Annotated in this window: 16 protein-coding genes; 7 read left to right on the top strand and 9 right to left on the bottom strand. The window is 58.4% G+C overall.

The window, feature by feature from the left end; translation table 11 throughout:
- Positions 1 to 7 precede the first annotated feature (7 nt).
- Genes gatB through gatC form a run of 3 tightly spaced genes read right to left on the bottom strand, consistent with a single transcriptional unit; the run spans position 8 to position 3,260 of the window.
- On the bottom strand, positions 8 to 1,459 hold the full coding sequence (gene gatB / locus C7436_RS06520) for an Asp-tRNA(Asn)/Glu-tRNA(Gln) amidotransferase subunit GatB (protein WP_121207129.1): 1,452 nt from the start codon (positions 1,457 to 1,459) through the stop codon (positions 8 to 10).
- A gap of 22 nt (positions 1,460 to 1,481) precedes the next feature.
- Entirely contained in the window at positions 1,482 to 2,939 is a 1,458-nt protein-coding gene (gene gatA / locus C7436_RS06515) for an Asp-tRNA(Asn)/Glu-tRNA(Gln) amidotransferase subunit GatA (protein WP_121207128.1), read from the bottom strand.
- A 33-nt stretch (positions 2,940 to 2,972) separates the two neighbouring features.
- The gene (gatC, locus tag C7436_RS06510) at positions 2,973 to 3,260 is read right to left on the bottom strand and encodes an Asp-tRNA(Asn)/Glu-tRNA(Gln) amidotransferase subunit GatC (RefSeq protein WP_014422114.1); all 288 of its coding nucleotides are present in this window, start codon (positions 3,258 to 3,260) and stop codon (positions 2,973 to 2,975) included.
- 392 nt (positions 3,261 to 3,652) lie between these two features.
- Between gatC and C7436_RS06500 the strand changes: the two genes are divergently transcribed.
- Genes C7436_RS06500 through C7436_RS06470 form a run of 7 tightly spaced genes read left to right on the top strand, consistent with a single transcriptional unit; the run spans position 3,653 to position 12,736 of the window.
- A complete protein-coding gene (locus C7436_RS06500) occupies positions 3,653 to 4,696 on the top strand; it encodes a rod shape-determining protein (protein WP_011786173.1) in 1,044 nt (347 codons plus the stop codon).
- A 29-nt stretch (positions 4,697 to 4,725) separates the two neighbouring features.
- Complete coding sequence (gene mreC, locus C7436_RS06495) at positions 4,726 to 5,592, top strand: rod shape-determining protein MreC (RefSeq protein ID WP_121207127.1); 867 nt, start codon at positions 4,726 to 4,728, stop codon at positions 5,590 to 5,592.
- Positions 5,592 to 6,068: a rod shape-determining protein MreD gene (gene mreD / locus C7436_RS06490; protein WP_011786171.1), complete on the top strand. Its 477-nt coding sequence runs from the start codon at positions 5,592 to 5,594 to the stop codon at positions 6,066 to 6,068. The genes mreC and mreD overlap by 1 nt, the downstream gene beginning before the upstream one ends.
- 4 nt (positions 6,069 to 6,072) lie before the next feature.
- Positions 6,073 to 6,675 carry a Maf family protein gene (locus C7436_RS06485; protein ID WP_121207126.1) on the top strand — a complete coding sequence of 201 codons (603 nt, stop codon included), beginning with the start codon at positions 6,073 to 6,075 and terminating at the stop codon, positions 6,673 to 6,675.
- Positions 6,672 to 8,153 (top strand): ribonuclease G, encoded by a 1,482-nt coding sequence (gene rng / locus C7436_RS06480; RefSeq protein WP_022992016.1) that lies wholly within the window; start codon positions 6,672 to 6,674, stop codon positions 8,151 to 8,153. The genes C7436_RS06485 and rng overlap by 4 nt, the downstream gene beginning before the upstream one ends.
- Before the next feature lie 37 nt (positions 8,154 to 8,190).
- Positions 8,191 to 11,901 (top strand): YhdP family phospholipid transporter, encoded by a 3,711-nt coding sequence (locus tag C7436_RS06475; protein ID WP_121207125.1) that lies wholly within the window; start codon positions 8,191 to 8,193, stop codon positions 11,899 to 11,901.
- 10 nt (positions 11,902 to 11,911) lie between these two features.
- A complete protein-coding gene (locus C7436_RS06470) occupies positions 11,912 to 12,736 on the top strand; it encodes a carbon-nitrogen hydrolase family protein (RefSeq protein ID WP_121207124.1) in 825 nt (274 codons plus the stop codon).
- Here C7436_RS06470 and yjgA read toward each other — a convergent pair whose 3' ends face one another.
- The 6 genes from yjgA to hpf all read right to left on the bottom strand — a co-directional run bounded on the left by yjgA (position 12,737) and on the right by hpf (position 16,814).
- Positions 12,737 to 13,261 carry a ribosome biogenesis factor YjgA gene (gene yjgA, locus C7436_RS06465; RefSeq protein WP_011786166.1) on the bottom strand — a complete coding sequence of 175 codons (525 nt, stop codon included), beginning with the start codon at positions 13,259 to 13,261 and terminating at the stop codon, positions 12,737 to 12,739. It abuts the gene before it with no gap.
- Positions 13,262 to 13,278: 17 nt separating this feature from the next.
- Positions 13,279 to 14,640, bottom strand: a complete 1,362-nt coding sequence (gene mgtE / locus C7436_RS06460; protein WP_011786165.1) for a magnesium transporter — start codon at positions 14,638 to 14,640, stop codon at positions 13,279 to 13,281.
- 91 nt (positions 14,641 to 14,731) lie between these two features.
- A complete protein-coding gene (locus C7436_RS06455; RefSeq protein WP_121207123.1) occupies positions 14,732 to 15,001 on the bottom strand; it encodes an HPr family phosphocarrier protein in 270 nt (89 codons plus the stop codon).
- Positions 15,002 to 15,007: 6 nt separating this feature from the next.
- Positions 15,008 to 15,892, bottom strand: coding sequence for an RNase adapter RapZ (gene rapZ, locus C7436_RS06450; RefSeq protein WP_121207122.1), 885 nt, complete (start codon positions 15,890 to 15,892; stop codon positions 15,008 to 15,010).
- A 54-nt stretch (positions 15,893 to 15,946) separates the two neighbouring features.
- Positions 15,947 to 16,417 carry a PTS IIA-like nitrogen regulatory protein PtsN gene (gene ptsN, locus C7436_RS06445; RefSeq protein WP_022992011.1) on the bottom strand — a complete coding sequence of 157 codons (471 nt, stop codon included), beginning with the start codon at positions 16,415 to 16,417 and terminating at the stop codon, positions 15,947 to 15,949.
- Positions 16,418 to 16,505: 88 nt separating this feature from the next.
- A complete protein-coding gene (hpf, locus tag C7436_RS06440; RefSeq protein WP_011786161.1) occupies positions 16,506 to 16,814 on the bottom strand; it encodes a ribosome hibernation promoting factor in 309 nt (102 codons plus the stop codon).
- Between the last annotated feature and the right edge of the window lie 9 nt (positions 16,815 to 16,823).

Here is a 16,823-nt window from a genome sequence, read left to right as displayed (position 1 = left end):
CCAAAACTTAACCGCCGAGCTTGCGAACGAGAATCTCATTGAACAGCTTGGGATTACCCTGGCCCTTGGAAGCCTTCATCAGAGGGCCCATGAAGCCGCCAAGCATCTTCTTGCGCTTCTTCGGATCTTCCTCGTTCTGGTATTGAGTCACCTGATCCGGCATGCCGGCCAACACCTCATCAACCATGGATTCCAGGGCGCCGGTATCAGACACCTGCTTCAGGCCCTTGGCTTCAATAATGGCATCGACATCGTTGTTTTCGCCTGTCCATAGCGCCTCGAACACCTTCTTGGCACCGGCGGAGGACAGTGTGTTATCGGCGATGCGGGTCACCATGGCGCCCAGTTGTGCGCCGGTAATCGGCGCCTCGGCGACGGACTTCTCCTCCGCATTCAGGCGCGCGGAGAACTCGCCCTGAATCCAGTTGGCGGCCAGCTTGGCATCTTTGCCGTGTTCCACGGTTTCTTCGAAGAATGCAGCCAGTTTGGCGTCGGCAGACAGGATGCCGGCGTCATAGTCGTTCAGGCCGTATTGCTCCTTGAAACGCGCCCTGCGAGCGTCCGGCAGTTCCGGCAGGCGGCTGCGTGCGTCTTCGATGAAGGCATCGTCGATTTCCACCGGCAACAGGTCCGGGCAGGGGAAGTAGCGATAGTCGTTAGCTTCTTCCTTGGTGCGCATTGAGCGGGACTCGTCCCGATCACCGTTGTACAGGCGGGTTTCCTGCACAATCACGCCGCCGTCTTCCAGGATATCCATCTGCCGCTCCACTTCGTGGGCGATGGCCTGTTCCATGAACCGGAACGAGTTCAGGTTCTTGGTCTCGGTGCGGGTGCCCAGGGTGTCGGAGCCTTTTGGCTTCAGAGAGATGTTGACGTCAAAGCGCATGGAACCCTGAGACATATCGCCGTCGCAGATACCCAGCGAGGTAACAATGCTGTGCAGCTTTTTGGCAAAAGCCACGGCTTCCTCGGCACTGGTCATGTCCGGCTCGGTCACCACCTCGATCAGCGGGGTGCCGGCGCGGTTCAGGTCGATGCCAGTCATGCCATGATAATCCTCGTGCAGGGATTTACCGGCGTCTTCTTCCAGGTGGGCGTGATGAATGCGCACGCGTTTGGTGCTGCCATCGGCCAGGTCGATATCGACATAGCCGGGGCCAACGATGGGCTGGGCCAGCTGGGTGGTCTGGTAGCCCTTGGGCAGGTCCGGGTAGAAGTAGTTCTTGCGCTCGAAGACGGAGCGCCGGCCGATTTCGGCATTGGTGGCCAGGCCGAACATCACCGCGTAGCGGAACGCCTGCTCGTTGGGTACCGGCAGGGTGCCGGGCATCGCCAGGTCAACCGCGTTGGCCTGGGTGTTGGGCTCGGCACCGTAAGCGGTGCTGGAGCCGGAGAAAATCTTGGTCTGGGTGGCGAGCTGAACGTGAATTTCCAGCCCGATCACGATATCCCACTGCATGTGTTCGTCTCCTAATCCGGGCTTATTGAGGTTCACGCTGGTGCCAGTCGGTCACCTGCTGGAACTGATGGGCAGCGTTTAGCAGGCGCGCTTCGGAGAAGTAATCCCCGATAATCTGCAGCCCCACCGGCAAGCCGTCAACAAACCCGGCCGGCACCGACATGGCCGGAATACCCGCCAGGTTGATGGCGATGGTGAACACGTCTTCCAGGTACATGGACACCGGATCGGTGTTCTTCTCGCCCTGTTTGAACGCCGGCGTCGGCGACACTGGGCTCATCAGCACGTCGACTTCCCTGAACGCATTGATGAAATCCTGTTGGATCAGCCGGCGAACCTTCTGGGCCTTCAGGTAATAGGCATCGAAATAACCGGCGGAGAGGGCGTAGGAGCCCACCAGGATCCGGCGCTTCACCTCGTTACCGAAACCTTCCGCCCGGCTGCGGGTGTACATATCCATCAGATCTTTCGGGTCTGCGCAGCGGTAGCCGTAACGAACACCGTCAAACCTGGACAGGTTGGCGGACGCCTCAGCGGGAGCGATCACGTAATACGCTGCGATGGCCAGCTTGGCGTTCGGCAGGGAAACCTCCTTCACCGTCGCTCCCAGCTTTTCATACTCGCGAATGGCGTTACGAACCTGCTCTTGCATCGCCGGAGCCAGCTGGTCACTGAAGTATTCCTTCGGCAGGCCAATCTTCAGGCCCTTCAGCGGCTCGTTCAGGGTGGCCGTGTAATCCGGTACTTCCCGGTCAATGCAGGTGGAGTCCTTCGGATCGTGCCCCGCCATCACATTCAACATCAGCGCGGCATCTTCTGCCGTGCGCGCCATCGGCCCGCCCTGATCCAGGGAAGAGGCAAAGGCAATCATCCCGTACCGTGACACCCGGCCATAGGTCGGCTTCAAACCGGTGATGCCGCACAACGCAGCCGGCTGACGGATTGAGCCACCGGTATCCGTGCCCGTTGCTGCTGGCACCAGTCGTGCCGCTACCGCAGCCGCAGAACCACCAGATGAACCACCCGGTACCCGCTTGTCACCACCGGACAGGCCCCAGGGGTTGGTCACGGCGCCATAAAAACTGGACTCGTTGGACGAGCCCATGGCGAACTCGTCCATGTTGGTCTTGCCCAGGCACACCGCGCCAGCCGCCTTGAAGTTAGCCGTCACGGTCGCGTCGTAGGGAGGTACAAAATTATCCAGCATTTTCGACCCGCAACTGGTGCGAATGCCGCTGGTGCAGAAGATATCCTTGTGAGCAAAGGGCACCCCGGTCCACACCGTGGCCTTACCCGCCGCCCGCATCTCGTCTGCAGCCCTGGCCTCGGCCAATGCCTGCTCTTCGGAGATGGTAATAAAGCTGTTGTACTTGCCGTCTTCTGTCTTCAGACGGTCCAGGAACTGCTGCGTCAGCTCCACACTCGAAATCCTGCCACTCTCCAGCTCTCTGGAAAGCTCTGCTACAGACTTGTTATGCATGATAAATCCCGAAATCTCTGATGGACGACCAAATCACTCGATAACCCTGGGCACCAGATACAACCCATCCTCGGTAGCCGGCGCAATCGCCTGGAACGCCTCCCGCTGATTGGTCTCGGTAACCACATCCGGCCGCAGCTTTTGCACGGCATCCAGCGGATGCGCCATAGGCTCCACCGAATCGGTATCTGCAGCACTCAACTGATCCACCAGGTCCAGGATATTGCCCAGATCCTTCTCCAGAGCCGAAACCTGCTCGCCGTCCACTTTGATGCGGGCGAGCACGGCAACTTTCTCGATGTCCTCGCGGGAAATGCTCACGTTGCCTCCAAAAAGCGTGTGTGAAAACAATTTAATGTCAGGTTAGAAGCCAGGAATAACGTATGGGGATGCTTGTGAGGATGGCTTTCCAAAACTGTGCGAAGCCATGGATGGCGGAGCTCAAGCGACACAGGGATGTGCCGAAGGAGCGTGTTTTGGAAAGCCATCCTCACAAGCAGCCATGCTCCACGGTTAACTGCGCGCGGAACCCTGGCGACAACAAAGCCCGACATATTACCAGAACCGCGCGCAACATTGGCCCCGTCTAAAGCCATAAAATGTGAGAATGGTAAGCCCCGAAGCCCCGATGGCGCCTTGCCTGAGTAGGTGCTCACTGCTAAAGTTGCCGCATTCTTTTCTGCAACCGCAACTCTCAGGTTGAAACAACACGAATGTTAATCAAAAGACTCCGAGGCTTATTCTCAAGCGACCTGTCCATCGACCTGGGCACCGCCAACACCCTTATCTACGTGCGCGAACGCGGCATTGTACTTAACGAACCCTCTGTCGTGGCCATCCGTACCAATAACTCCCAGAAAATGGTCGCTGCCGTCGGGTCCGAAGCCAAACGCATGTTGGGCCGCACCCCGGGCAATATTACCGCCATCCGTCCCATGAAAGATGGTGTGATCGCCGACTTCGTCGTGACCGAAAAAATGCTCCAGCACTTTATTCACAAAGTGCACGAAAACAGTTTCATTACCCCGAGCCCCCGCGTACTCGTGTGTGTGCCCAGCAAATCTACCCAGGTAGAGCGCAAGGCCATCCGCGAATCGGCCCTGGGTGCAGGCGCCCGCGAGGTGTTCCTGATCGAAGAACCCATGGCGGCCGCCATTGGTGCCGGCCTGCCGGTGGAAGAAGCCAGCGGCTCCATGATTGTCGACATCGGTGGCGGTACCACCGAGATCGCCATTATCTCCCTGAATGGCATCGTCTATGCCGAATCCGTCCGGGTTGGTGGCGACAAGTTCGACGAAGCCATCGTTACTTACGTCCGTCGCAACTACGGCAGCCTGATCGGCGATTCCACAGCCGAGCGTATCAAGCATGAAATCGGCTGTGCCTATGAAGGCCTGGAAGTGCGCGAAATCGACGTTCGTGGTCGCAATCTGGCTGAAGGTGTGCCCCGGGCCTTCACCCTGAACAGCGAAGAAATTCTCGACGCGCTGCAGGAATCCCTGGCCCAGATCGTCCAGACCGTGAAGAGCGCCCTGGAGCAGTCTCCGCCTGAACTGGCCTCCGACATCGCTGAGCGCGGCATTGTGCTGACCGGTGGCGGTGCGCTGCTGCGCGGCCTGGACAAGCTCATCAGCGAAGAGACCGGCCTGCCGGTCATTATTGCGGAAGATCCGCTGACCTGCGTAGCCCGTGGCGGCGGTAAAGCCCTGGAAGTGATTGATCGCGGTGGCATCGGAATGTTCTCCCAGGAGGGATAACCCCGTGGGAGGGCTAAGCCATTAAGACCATATTCGTCCAGGGGCCGGTACCCGGTTTCCGGCTGTTTCTCGTCGTTCTGTTATCGGCAGCGTTAATCGCTGCCGATGCCCGTTTTGACAAGCTCACCACCGTCCGCAGCACTCTTGCCACCGGTCTGGCACCGGTGTACTGGCTTGGCAATGCCCCATATTCCTTTACTGACTGGTTTTCCGGCCTGTTTGTCAGCCGTGATGATCTGCAGCAGGAGAACGAAGAGCTCAAAACCCGCCTGCTGATTCTGGAGCGTCGTGCTCTCAAGTACGCGGCTCTGGCGTCGGAGAATAACGAGCTGCGCCGGCTGCTGAATTCTTCCGAAGTACTGGATGACCGGGTCATTGTGGGCGAAGTGGTGGGGGTCTCCCCGGATCCGTTCTCCCACGAGATCATCATTAACAAGGGCGAGAGTGATGGTGTCACGACTGGTCAGGCGGTACTGGACGCAGAGGGCCTGATGGGCCAGGTGATCCAGACCAGCCAGTTCACCTCCCGTGTCCTCCTGGTGTCCGACAGCAGTCACGCCGTTCCCGTTGAGGTAGTGCGTAATGGTCTGCGTTCGATTTTGCTGGGTAACGGCGAAACCGATGAGCTGGATCTGGTTCACGTACCGGATACTGCTGACATCCGCGAGGGCGACATGCTGGTCAGTTCAGGTCTTGGCGGGCGATTCCCCAGAGGCTACCCGGTGGCAGAGGTCAGTTCCATCGTCAAAGAGCCGGGGGAGCCTTTTGTGACCATTCAGGCCGCGCCGAAAGCCCGCCTCAACCAGAGCCGGCTGGTGCTGATCGTGTTTCAGCCGGAAGAGCGCTCGGTGCCCGAAAATGGGCAGACGGCCCCGGAGAACGAGGAGGCAAACTGATGTTGTCTGTCATCAGTTATCCGCTGTTCGCCATCACCGTGGTGTTATCGTTGGTGCTGAGTATCTCCCTGTTTCCGGTGGACTGGTTTCAGTTTCGCCCGGAGTGGCTCGGACTGATTGTCTTCTACTGGACCTTCCGCGCCCCGGCCCAGTTTGGCATTTTGATGGCCTGGTGCCTGGGGTTGTTACTGGATATTCTCGAGTCTACCCCGCTGGGCGTGAATGCCATGGGCATGGCCCTGATCGCCTTTCTGGTGCTGACCATTCACCAGCGGTTGCGGATGTATCCGCTGCCTCAGCAGTGCCTGATGGTGTTTCTGTTATTGGGCATCAACCAGATGCTGGTGCATTTCGTGAAACAGTTACTGGGTGCTGAAAGCGCCGGTTTCAGCTACTTGTGGCCAGCCTTGACGAGCGCTCTGGCCTGGCCTGTGGTCAGTGGCGTACTGGACACAATCAACCGTAAACTGGGATAACTGTATGAGCTGCCTCATTTTGGCCTCGGCATCACCGCGCCGGGCTGAGTTGCTGAGACAGATCGGTGCTGACTTTCAGGTGGCGCCTGCAGAGATAGACGAGACACCGCAACCGGGTGAAGGGGCTCAGCACTATGTTGAGCGCCTGGCCCGGGAGAAAGCCTCTTGTGTTGCCGGTGAGGCCCCGGGTGCCTGGGTACTGGGGTCTGACACCTCTGTGGTTATAGACGGAGAGATTCTTGGGAAACCGGAGTCCGATACACAGGCTTGTGAGATGTTGCGCCGGTTATCTGGGAGAACCCATCAGGTGATGACCGCGATCGCTCTGGCGCAGGAACAGAAGTGTCGATCATTAGTGGTGGTCACCGATGTCAGCTTTCGGGAGCTCTCAGAAGCCGAAATCGTCGCCTACGTCGCCACCGGTGAACCCGTGGACAAGGCGGGAAGCTACGGAATTCAGGGACTTGGTGGTATCTTTGTTCGGGAACTCAAGGGCAGCTACAGCGCTGTGGTGGGTTTGCCCCTGCAGGAAACCGCAGAATTATTGGCAGATGCCGGCGACCCTGTCTGGCGCCACTGGCCATGCAGTAAGGAGAGCCAAGCATGAGTGAAGAGATCCTGATCAACGTGACTCCGGTGGAAACCCGGGTCGCCCTCGTTGAAAACGGCATGTTGCAGGAAGCCTATATCGAGCGCACCAGTCGCAAGGGGATTGTCGGCAACATTTACAAGGGCAAGGTCGTTCGGGTGCTGCCCGGCATGGAAGCCGCGTTCGTGGACATCGGCCTGGAACGGGCGGCTTTCATTCATGCGTCCGACGTCGTCAGTGGCCAGACATCTGGCGACGAACCGTCAGACGCCCCCAGGACCGTACCGGATATCCGTACCCTGTTGCGAGAGGGGCAGTCCCTGGTGGTGCAGGTAACCAAGGACCCGATTGGTACCAAGGGTGCGCGACTCACCACCCAGCTTTCCATTCCCTCCCGTTATCTGGTGTTCATGCCAGGCGTCTGCCATGTCGGGATTTCCCAGCGTATTGAAGATGATAATGAGCGCGCGCGGCTGAAATCCCTGATCGAGGAAGGTGCAGCGGAACACGATGATGTGCAGGGTGGCTATATCATCCGCACCGCGGCAGAGGCTGCCTCGGCCGAAGATCTGATTGCGGATATGACCTACCTGCACCGGCTCAGCCAGTCGATCCAGGAGCGCATTGCCAAAGCGCCGGCACCCTCGGTGGTCTATCAGGACTTGCCGTTGTTTATTCGCACCATCCGGGATCTGATCCGACCGCAAACGGAAAAAGTGCGTATTGATAGTCGCGAGAGCTATCAGCGGGTAATGGAGTTTGTTAAAGAATTCGTCACTGAGTTTGCTGACAAGGTGGAGTACTACCCGGGTGAGCGGCCTATCTTTGACCTGTATTCGGTTGAAGATGAAATCCAGAAAGCCCTGAGCCGTAAGGTGCAGCTCAAATCCGGTGGCTATGTGATCATCGATCAGACCGAAGCGATGACGACCATCGACATCAACACCGGTGCCTTTGTGGGCCACCGCAATCTGGAAGAGACCATCTTCAAAACCAATCTGGAAGCCGCCCGGTCGATCAGTCGTCAGCTTCGGCTGCGGAATCTGGGCGGGATCATCATCATCGACTTTATCGACATGGAAGATCCCGAACACCAGCGCCAGGTGCACAGGATGCTGGAGAAAATGCTGGAACGGGATCACGCCAAAACCAAGATCACCGGCGTTTCCGAGCTGGGCCTTGTGGAGATGACCCGAAAACGCACCACCGAAAGCCTGGGCCAGGTTCTGTGCGAGCCGTGCCCGATCTGTGACGGCCGGGGATTCCTGAAAACCGCCGAAACCGTATGCTACGAGATCTTCAGGGAAATCCTGCGCGTTAACCGTGCCTATGAGGCCGAGAATTACCTGGTGATGGCGTCCCAGAAGGTGGTGGACCGCCTGCTGGATGAAGAGTCAGACAACGTTGCGGACCTTGAAACCTTTATCAGTAAAACCATTCGCTTCCAGGTTGAGCCTTTCTACAGCCAGGAACAGTACGACGTTGTTTTGCTCTGACACCTGAGCAGCAGGGCGTTGCAGGGAGCTGAGTCTTATGTCGATCCGCGAGCCGGACAGTTCGCAACCAGCCGAGGATGAGCGCGGTCTGGTTGCCCGCGGGTTGGCGGTCTTTGCCAGTGTGGTCTGGTGGTCCATCCTGACGCTGCTGGTGTTATTCGCACTCTATGTTGGTGTCGGTCGCCAGCTCACCTCTGATATCAACAGCTTTTCTGATGAACTGGCGGCTTCGCTCTCCGAAGCCACAGGCCTGGATGTGTCTGTTGGCCGTTTATCCTCCCAATGGTATTGGCTGGATCCTTCCATTACCGCCAAAGACATCACCATCAATTCTCCGGATTCAGACCGCATTGCCGCGGAACTTGAGCACCTGGAATTGCGGCTCGATTTTTTTGCCTCCCTGTTCCGCTTCCGCCTGGTGTTCCGCAATTTTGACGCTGACGGTCTGGCGTTAACGGTGGTGCGCCCTACCGAGGATCCGTTTATCAATCCGGTCGAAGAGATTGCGGAGCTGGCCGAGCCGGGTGCGCCGGAACTTCAGGAGTGGATTCGCCTGGCGGGCCGCTGGTTGTCGAATCCGGAAGTCCGGGTGACACGGGTCAGCCTGGCGCTGGGCTCAAGCCGGCAGAACCTGCGTTTTCTGGATATTCCACAGCTTGATCTGTCCTACCAGGGCGGCTTGTTCCAGGCCGCAGGCCGGGCCATGCAGAGCGGTACAACCGCACAGCTGGCCAGTTTTGCTCTGGTAGGGCAGCGGTTTTTCAGGGGGGAGTTTACCGGTCAACTCTACCTGGATGTGGATTCCGGTCGACTGTTCGACGGCCTGATTGATGATCTGAACTGGCGAGGCATACGGGTTGAAGGCTTCGACCTGGGGGGCAGTGCCTGGCTAAGCTTTGAGGATGGCGAGCTGCAGCAGGTTCAGGGCCAGGTTCGCACTCCCTATCTTCAGTTAGGTGTTAACCGTGAATCTCTGGCGCCTCTTGAAGATATCCAGGCTCACTTCGGTTGGCGGCGGGGGGAGGCCCTACGTTTGCAGAAGCTTCGCTGGGACTGGATCGGCGATCAGGTTCTGCCGTTCAGTGTTCGCATCGAAGACGGTCAGGATGAGCTTAAGCTGGTGGCAGACTCACTGCCGCTCAAGCCTTTGCGGCGATTGGTTCAGGCCCTGGAGCTGCTGCCGGATGCTGCCAGTGAGGCGCTGGAGCATTACCAGCCTGCGGGTTTTCTGGACGATATGTTGTTTACTCTGCCAGAGCAGGGCTCCCGGTTCTCGTTAAGTGCCAGATTGCGGGAGTTCGGGGTGCGGGCCTGGTCTGGCGCCCCCCGCGCCGAGGGGCTATATGGCTTTATCCAGATGAATTCAGACAGTGGCAGGGTGACCCTGGATACACCAGAACCCGTCATGCTGGGCTTTCCGCAGTTGTTCAACACTGACTGGACGCTGGACTCCCTATCCGGAACCGTCGCCTGGACCCTGGAAGGAGGGATCACCAGGGTATTCTCCGATGATCTGGAGTTTCTCTATCGCTCAGATACCCGGTTAAGCGGCGCCTTTGACCTGCGGCTGGATCGATACGGAGAGGACAATCTTGGTTTGAGCGTCGGCGTAGACGGCGGCAATGCCGATATGCTGGCGGATTTCGTGCCGGCGAATGCTGTGGGTGAAGGGCTTTACGAATGGCTCACCAACAGTATTCCGGAGGCCAGCATTCGGGGGCAGTACTATGGCCACGGCCGTATCGATTCCGCCGCGCCGTCTGGATCGTTTGTTTCCTCCATGTGGTATGAATTCGATAACGCCAGGATTCGATACGACCAGCGCTGGCCCGCTGTGGAGCAGGCCAGCGGGCGGGTCGAGATCCAGAATGCCGACACCCGGGTAGCGCTCGCTCGGGGCGAGATCGGTGGGTTGGAGCTGGAAAACGCCAGTGTTCGGGTCCTTCCCGGAGATGGGGAAACTGGCACGCTGGTGCGCGTAGATGCCGCGTCGACGGTTCCGGCAGAGAGAATACCCTGGTGGCTGACCAATACTCCGTTAGGGGAATTGTTGGGATACGGTAACACCCGGGCCCGTTATGAGGGGGAGTTTGAGCTGGACCTTGGGCTGGAGCTACCGCTATCGCAAGGGCAGGACACCCGGGTTACGGCGCAGGTAAAAACCGACAATGCCGGATTCCAATTACCGGGTGCGGGACTTCACTGGCATAATATTCGGGCTGACCTGACTTATGACAGTGTTGATGGATTTTCCGGGCCACCGGTCACTGCCCGTTTTTTCGATCAACCGGTCAGTGTCTTTTTTTCCACCGCGGAGGCCGGCGATGCCATGCTGATACGCCAGCAAGGTGGTCTGAAGCTGCCAGGCTCCCTGGCGGCCTTTGGCCTGGCTAACGATGCGGCGCGCGGGCTTTCCGGAGAACTTGTCTACACCGCTGAGCTTGAATTAGGCGGTGCCGGCGAGCCGGTGATTTCCCTGTTTTCAGACCTTGAAGGTCTGCAGGTGGATTGGCCCAAACCACTGGCAAAGACCGCGCGCGAGCGAACCCCCCTGGCGGTCCGGGTTGATCCGTTCCAGAGCGAAGGCGTGGCGATCGCTGCGCAATGGCAGGATCGTCTGGACGCTGAACTCCGTTTTAAAGAGACGGGCTTCGAGCTGGTCTTCGAACATTTGAATCTGGGCGCTCACCATCTGACCAATATCGCCATTGATGCGCTTGAGCTGGAGGACCGGTGGGTCGTTCATACAGACTCGGATCGGGCCCGGGGCAGGGTGGTGTTACCCAGAGAAGGAGGCACGGTAGAGGCCGACTTTGCAACCCTGCGCCTGGTACGGGAGACCAGTGCCGCAGAGCAGGACAACGAATTTCTGACTCTTGAGGAGCAGTTGCAGGCGTTCAGGGAGCTGGATATGGGAAATTGGCCCGACATTGATGCCAGAATCTCGGATCTCCGGCTGGATGGCGAGTCAGCGGGAAGCTGGCGTTTCAAGCTGCGCCCTGAACCCTATCGGTTGCGTGTGCAGGAGGTGGAAGGCCGGCTTGGATCCCTGGTGTTGTCCGGCGATATGACCTGGAGCATTGTGGATGACCGGGAAACGACCCGGTTTACTGGTAAGCTGGAGGGCGGGGCCCTTAAGGATCTGGAAGCGCTGACTGGCAGCACCATTCCGATGACCAACGAAGAAACGGCGGTTGAACTGGATCTGGATTGGCCGGGAAGCCCGAACAACATTGCTCTCAGCAAGATAAGCGGCACGGTCAGTGCCCGCCTGGACGACGGCATGATCATGGAGCAGAGCAATTCGGCGCAATTGTTCCGGATCTTCAACCTGCTGAACACTGATACGCTCTGGCGCAGGTTGCGGCTGGACTTCTCGGATCTGTACGAACGGGGCGTAGCCTTTGACGCCATTTCCGGTAAAGCCAACATCATAAATGGCCTGGTGACCATGGATCCGGAACTGCAACTGGTGGGTCCGTCCGGCGCGTTCAAACTCAGTGGCAATACCAACATGGCCGAAGAAACGTTGGATATGCGCCTGGTACTGGTACTACCCGTGACACAGAATCTGCCCCTGGCTGCCATACTGATGGGGGCGAGCGCCCCCATCGGCGGCGCCTTGTTCGTGCTCGATAAAATTCTGGGCGACCCGTTGAGCAAACTGACCAGTGCCACGTACAGTGTCACAGGAACCTGGAGCAATCCGGAAGTGGATCTGCGGGGCGTGTTCGATACCGGTGAGTAAGGAGGCCATGATGGTTCAGGTAGCGGCAATACAAATGGTCAGTACCCATGACATCGATGCCAACCTTGAAAAGGCCCGCAGACTGCTGGCTGAAGCGGCAGGCGCAGGGGCGAAGGTGGCGGTGTTGCCCGAGAACTTCGCCGTTCTGGCGACCGCACAGATGCTGGAGTGCGGCCGCCGGGAGGCGGGTAGCGAGCCTGTTATCCGTCGCTTTCTGGCCGAGCAGGCCTGGTCATTGGGGCTCTGGATTGTCGGCGGTTCCCTGCCGTTGGCCAGTCGGCGAGATGGTTCAGAGTTAACAGACCGGGTACGGGCCACCTGTCTGGTGTACAACGATCATGGTGAAGAAGTGGCCCGCTACGACAAGATTCACCTGTTTGACGCCATGGTTGAAGACGCCCACGGCCAGTATCGGGAATCGGATACCTTTGAGCCGGGTGATCAGGCGATTACGGTGGATACGCGGGCCGGACGACTGGGGTTGGCGATCTGTTACGACCTTCGCTTTCCAGAACTGTTCCGGGCCTTGAGAGAGCAGGGCGCCGAATGGGTCTGCCTGCCCAGCGCCTTTACCTGGCAGACGGGCAATGCCCATTGGCACGCCCTGATACGCGCTCGCGCCATTGAAAACCAGGTCTGGGTGGTGGCGCCGGGGCAAGGGGGGCAGAACAGTAGCCGGCGAAGAACCTATGGCCACAGCCTGATCTGCGATCCCTGGGGTAAGGTCGTCAGTGAGTTCGACGAAGGTCCGGGCATGGCTTGCGCCGATCTGGACCTGGAGCAGCTGCATCAGTTGCGAAGCCGTATGCCCGTGTGGGAGCACCGGCGGCTCTGATTACTGCTCGGCGTCGTCGATCCATTCCCGCAGAGCCCGGAACAGCTTCCGGGCCTGACCGGTATTCTTGCCTTTTTCGACTTCCTTGCGGGCATTGCGCACCAGATTGCGCAGGTGCTGTACATCCGCTGAAGGGCAGTAATCAATAAACTCTCCTACCACCTTGTCACCTTCGGAAATCATCCGGTCGCGCCAGCGCTCGGCCAGATGGTGTCGGCGGGTATGCTCTTCGCTGCCAGCGTGGAAGGCGTCGATGGCACGGCCAATAGCTTCGGGGTCGTCCTCCTGGCGCAACACCTTACCAATGTACTGCAAGTGTCGCCGGCGGGCCTCACGCTGGGGAATCCGGCGTGATTCAATGATCGCCGCTTTCAGGGTCTCGCTGATGCTCAGGGTGGCCAGCTGTTCGTCGTTCAGGTCCAGCATGCGTTTGCCCAGATCCTGAAGCGCGTGCATTTCGCGCTTCAGCTGCGATTTGCTGGGGCCAAGGTCGTCCTGGAATTCGTCGTCAAATTGGTCAGTCATGGTAGGTCACAGGTTGCTCAGGCATAGAAAATGGTGGCCAGTCCCAGGAAGGCCATGAAGCCGACAACGTCGGTTACGGTGGTGAGTATCACACTGCCGGCCAGGGCCGGGTCAATGTTCCGGGATTTCAGGAACAGTGGTAAGACGGTGCCCACCAGCGCCGCCGCCACCAGGTTAATAACCAGTGCCGCTGCGATGATGGCGCCAATCAGCCAGTCCTGGAACCAGACCACCGCGGCGGTGGCAACCACCACCGCCCACAGCAGGCCGTTCAGTACCCCGGACAGAAACTCACGGTTCAGCAGCCAGCCCACGTTGGCGCCGCTGATCTGGCCAACGGCCATGCCCCGGATTACCAGGGTCAGGGTCTGGCTACCGGCAATGCCGCCCATGCTGGCCACAATTGGCATCAGTACGGCCAGTGCAACGACTTTGGCAATAGTGTCTTCAAACAGTCCAATCACGGCCGATGCGGTAAAGGCCGTGATCAGATTAATGCCCAGCCAGACTGCGCGCCGGCGGGTGGTCTTCATCACCGGGGCAAAGGTGTCCTCGTCTTCATCCAGACCAGCCATACTCATCAGGGAATGGTCTGCGTCCTCACGGATAACGTCGACCACGTCATCGATTGTGATCCGGCCCAGCAGCTTGTTGGTCTCATCCACCACAGGGGCAGAAATCAGGTCGTAGCGTTCGAACAGAGTGGCGACCTTGGTATCGGACAGCGACACGGGAATGGGTTCAATGTCTGTGTCCATCACTTCCCGAACGGTAGCCGCGGGATTGGATACCAGCATCCGGGTAATGGGCAGCATGCCGATAAACTCGTCCCGACGGCTGACCACAATCAGGCTGTCGGTCATCGGGGGCAGGCTGCGGTGACGGCGCAGGTAGCGCAACACAACGTCGATGCTGATGTCCGGCCGAACCGTGATGGTGTCGGTGTTCATCAGGCCGCCAGCAGTGTCCTCCGGGTAAGCGAGGACTTCCTCTACCCGCTGACGGTCTTGCTCGTCCATGGTGTCCAGGACTTCCTGGATCACCGTGTCCGGCAATTGCTGAAGCAAGTCGGCCAGGTCATCCGACTCGAAATCTTCCAGGATGTCCGCCAGCTCCTGCGCGTTCAGCTGGCTTAGAAAGTAGCTACGAATATCGTCGCCAAGGTACTGGAGGACTTCCCCTTCCAGTTGCTTGTCGACCAGATTCCACAGCAGAGCCCGTTGGCGTGGTGGCGAAGATTCCAGAAGGTGAGCAATATCGCTGGGGCTCAGACCGCCATTCAGAATGCGGGCCACCTGCTTGAGGGCACCACTGTCCAGCGCTTCACTGAGTGAGCGAAGGCGTTGGCGGGCCTGGCTTTTTTCCAGAATGTCGGTCATTGAACCACCTGCGATCAGAAAACCTTTGCATTATAGCGGAGTTAGGTGGCACACGTGAGAAAGGATTGTAGGTGAATGACGAAACCGGAGGTTATTCCCCTTCACCAAAATAATCGTTGATCAGGGCAGCCAGCGCGTCGATGGCATCCTGTTTGTCCGGACCATCGGCAACCAGTTCCACTTCGGTGCCCTGGCTGGCGGCCAGCATCATCACCTGCATGATGTTCTTGGCGTCTACGTCCCGGCCTTTGCCACGGATTCGCACCTTGCTGTCAAAGTCTGATGCGGTGGCCACAAGCTTTGCCGTGGCCCGCGCATGCAGGCCGAGTTTGTTGATGATGGTGATGGGGCGGCAAATCATAGGCGCTCAGATTTCTCCGCGGGTTTGAAGGTGTGGCAGTTCGGTGTGGCGCACCTGCACATTACGGTAATGATCGCGGAAATAGCGCCCGAGCTGCTCACACACATAAACGGAGCGGTGCTGACCACCGGTGCAACCGATGGAAATGGTCATGTAACTACGATTGCTGTCGGCAAACGAGGGCAGCCAGGTATTCAGGAAGCCAGTGACGTCATCCACCATCTGACGGGTCAGCGGTTCCCGTTCCAGAAATTCGATGACCGGCTGATCAACGCCGGTGTGTTTGCGCAGGCTGGTGTCCCAGTATGGATTGGGCAGGCAGCGTACGTCGAAGACGTAGTCTGAATCCACCGGCACGCCATGTTTGAAACCAAAGGACTGGAACAGCAGTGCCAGTTCCTGATCCTTGCGGCCGGCCACGCGCTGCTTGATCATGTCGCGTAGCTCGTACATGGAGAGCCCGGTCGTGTTGACGTAAAGATCGGCCAGCTTTGACAGGGGTTCCAGCAATTGCTTTTCGTTGGTGATTGCCTCCCGCAGAGACGTCTTGTCATCGCTCAGTGGATGCTTGCGGCGGGTTGCGTGAAAGCGTTGCAGCAGTGACTGTTCGTCGGCATCCAGGAAAATGATTTCAACCTCGACACCGGTCTGCTTCAGTTGCTGGTAAATGGTTTCAAAATTGGCCAGCTCGGCGGACAGGTTACGGGCATCAATACTGACGGCCATTTTTTTCAGCCGGCCGGGCGCTTCCTGGGTGGTCGCCTCCCGGGTCAGCGGGAACAGCAAGCCAATGGGCAGGTTGTCGATGCAGTAGAATCCCAGGTCTTCCAGCACATGCAGGGCCGTACTCTTGCCGGAACCGGATCGGCCACTGACGATAATCAGCTTCATGGGACTGTTTCTCCTTCAATCTGCCTGGCAGCCTGTCCAGATATCAGGCTGATCTCAGTGATTACTCTCCGCCATACGCTGGTAAAGGGTCGCGGGATCTTCACTCTGGCGCAGCCGGGCGCAGAAAGTGCTGTCATTGAAGCGCTCCGCCAGTTGGCTCAGTAACTCCAGGTGTTCACTGGTGGCTTCTTTGGGGACGATCAGGGCAAACACCAGATCTACCGGCTGGTTATCGATAGCATCAAAGTCTACCGGCTCTTCCAGAGTCATCAGTACGCCGATGACGCGGTCCAGGCCTTCCAGTCGGCAGTGGGGGATGGCAATACCCTCACCGATACCGGTGCTACCCAGGCGTTCGCGGGAGACCAGATTGTTGAAGATCTGGGTGTCGCTGAGGATTTCATCCTGAAAGTGAATCCGTTCAGCGATGAACTCCAGCACACGTTTCTTGCTTGAGGCCGGCACCTTACAGAGGGTCAGTTCAGGGGCAAGAATATTGTCGATGGTCAGGGATGGCTCGCTCATGGATCGACTGCATGTCCGTAAAAAAAAGGCTGCGGCCGGTTAGCCCCGCCGCAGCTCGTTTCATGAAACACCCGGTAAGGTTCGCGCTTCAGCGACCGCCGTTACCGTGCATCCGGTCTACGTTCTTTTCCTTGTGCTTGAGGATCTGACGGTCCAGCTTGTCGACCAGAGCGTCGATTGCGGCGTACATGTCCTCATTTTCTGCCTTTGCGTGAATCTCACCACCAATCACGTGCAGCGTGGCTTCCGCCATCTGGCGCACCTTCTCGACCTCCAGGGTGACCTGGCAGTTACTGATATGGTCGAAGTGACGCTCCAGCTTCTCGAACTTGGTGTTGACGTAATCCTTCAGAGCGGGAGTCAGTTCTACGTGATGGCCTGAAATGTTGAGTTGCATAGGCGTCTC

The organism is Marinobacter nauticus (assembly GCF_003634635.1).
GTDB classification, from domain to species: Bacteria; Pseudomonadota; Gammaproteobacteria; order Pseudomonadales; family Oleiphilaceae; genus Marinobacter; species Marinobacter nauticus.
Note: the sequence above shows the minus strand (reverse complement) of the source record. Positions and strands in the feature narration are given on the sequence as shown.

Bases quoted from the DNA above. Each gene is read 5' to 3' on its own strand.
- gatB (WP_121207129.1), bottom strand. From the start codon at position 1,459: ATGCAGTGGGATATCGTGATCGGGCTGGAAATTCACGTTCAGCTCGCC.
- gatA (WP_121207128.1), bottom strand. From the start codon at position 2,939: ATGCATAACAAGTCTGTAGCAGAGCTTTCCAGAGAGCTGGAGAGTGGC.
- C7436_RS06500 (WP_011786173.1), top strand. From the start codon at position 3,653: ATGTTAATCAAAAGACTCCGAGGCTTATTCTCAAGCGACCTGTCCATC.
- mreD (WP_011786171.1), top strand. From the start codon at position 5,592: ATGTTGTCTGTCATCAGTTATCCGCTGTTCGCCATCACCGTGGTGTTA.
- C7436_RS06485 (WP_121207126.1), top strand. From the start codon at position 6,073: ATGAGCTGCCTCATTTTGGCCTCGGCATCACCGCGCCGGGCTGAGTTG.
- rng (WP_022992016.1), top strand. From the start codon at position 6,672: ATGAGTGAAGAGATCCTGATCAACGTGACTCCGGTGGAAACCCGGGTC.
- C7436_RS06475 (WP_121207125.1), top strand. From the start codon at position 8,191: ATGTCGATCCGCGAGCCGGACAGTTCGCAACCAGCCGAGGATGAGCGC.
- C7436_RS06470 (WP_121207124.1), top strand. From the start codon at position 11,912: ATGGTTCAGGTAGCGGCAATACAAATGGTCAGTACCCATGACATCGAT.
- yjgA (WP_011786166.1), bottom strand. From the start codon at position 13,261: ATGACTGACCAATTTGACGACGAATTCCAGGACGACCTTGGCCCCAGC.
- mgtE (WP_011786165.1), bottom strand. From the start codon at position 14,640: ATGACCGACATTCTGGAAAAAAGCCAGGCCCGCCAACGCCTTCGCTCA.
- C7436_RS06455 (WP_121207123.1), bottom strand. From the start codon at position 15,001: ATGATTTGCCGCCCCATCACCATCATCAACAAACTCGGCCTGCATGCG.
- rapZ (WP_121207122.1), bottom strand. From the start codon at position 15,892: ATGAAGCTGATTATCGTCAGTGGCCGATCCGGTTCCGGCAAGAGTACG.
- ptsN (WP_022992011.1), bottom strand. From the start codon at position 16,417: ATGAGCGAGCCATCCCTGACCATCGACAATATTCTTGCCCCTGAACTG.
- hpf (WP_011786161.1), bottom strand. From the start codon at position 16,814: ATGCAACTCAACATTTCAGGCCATCACGTAGAACTGACTCCCGCTCTG.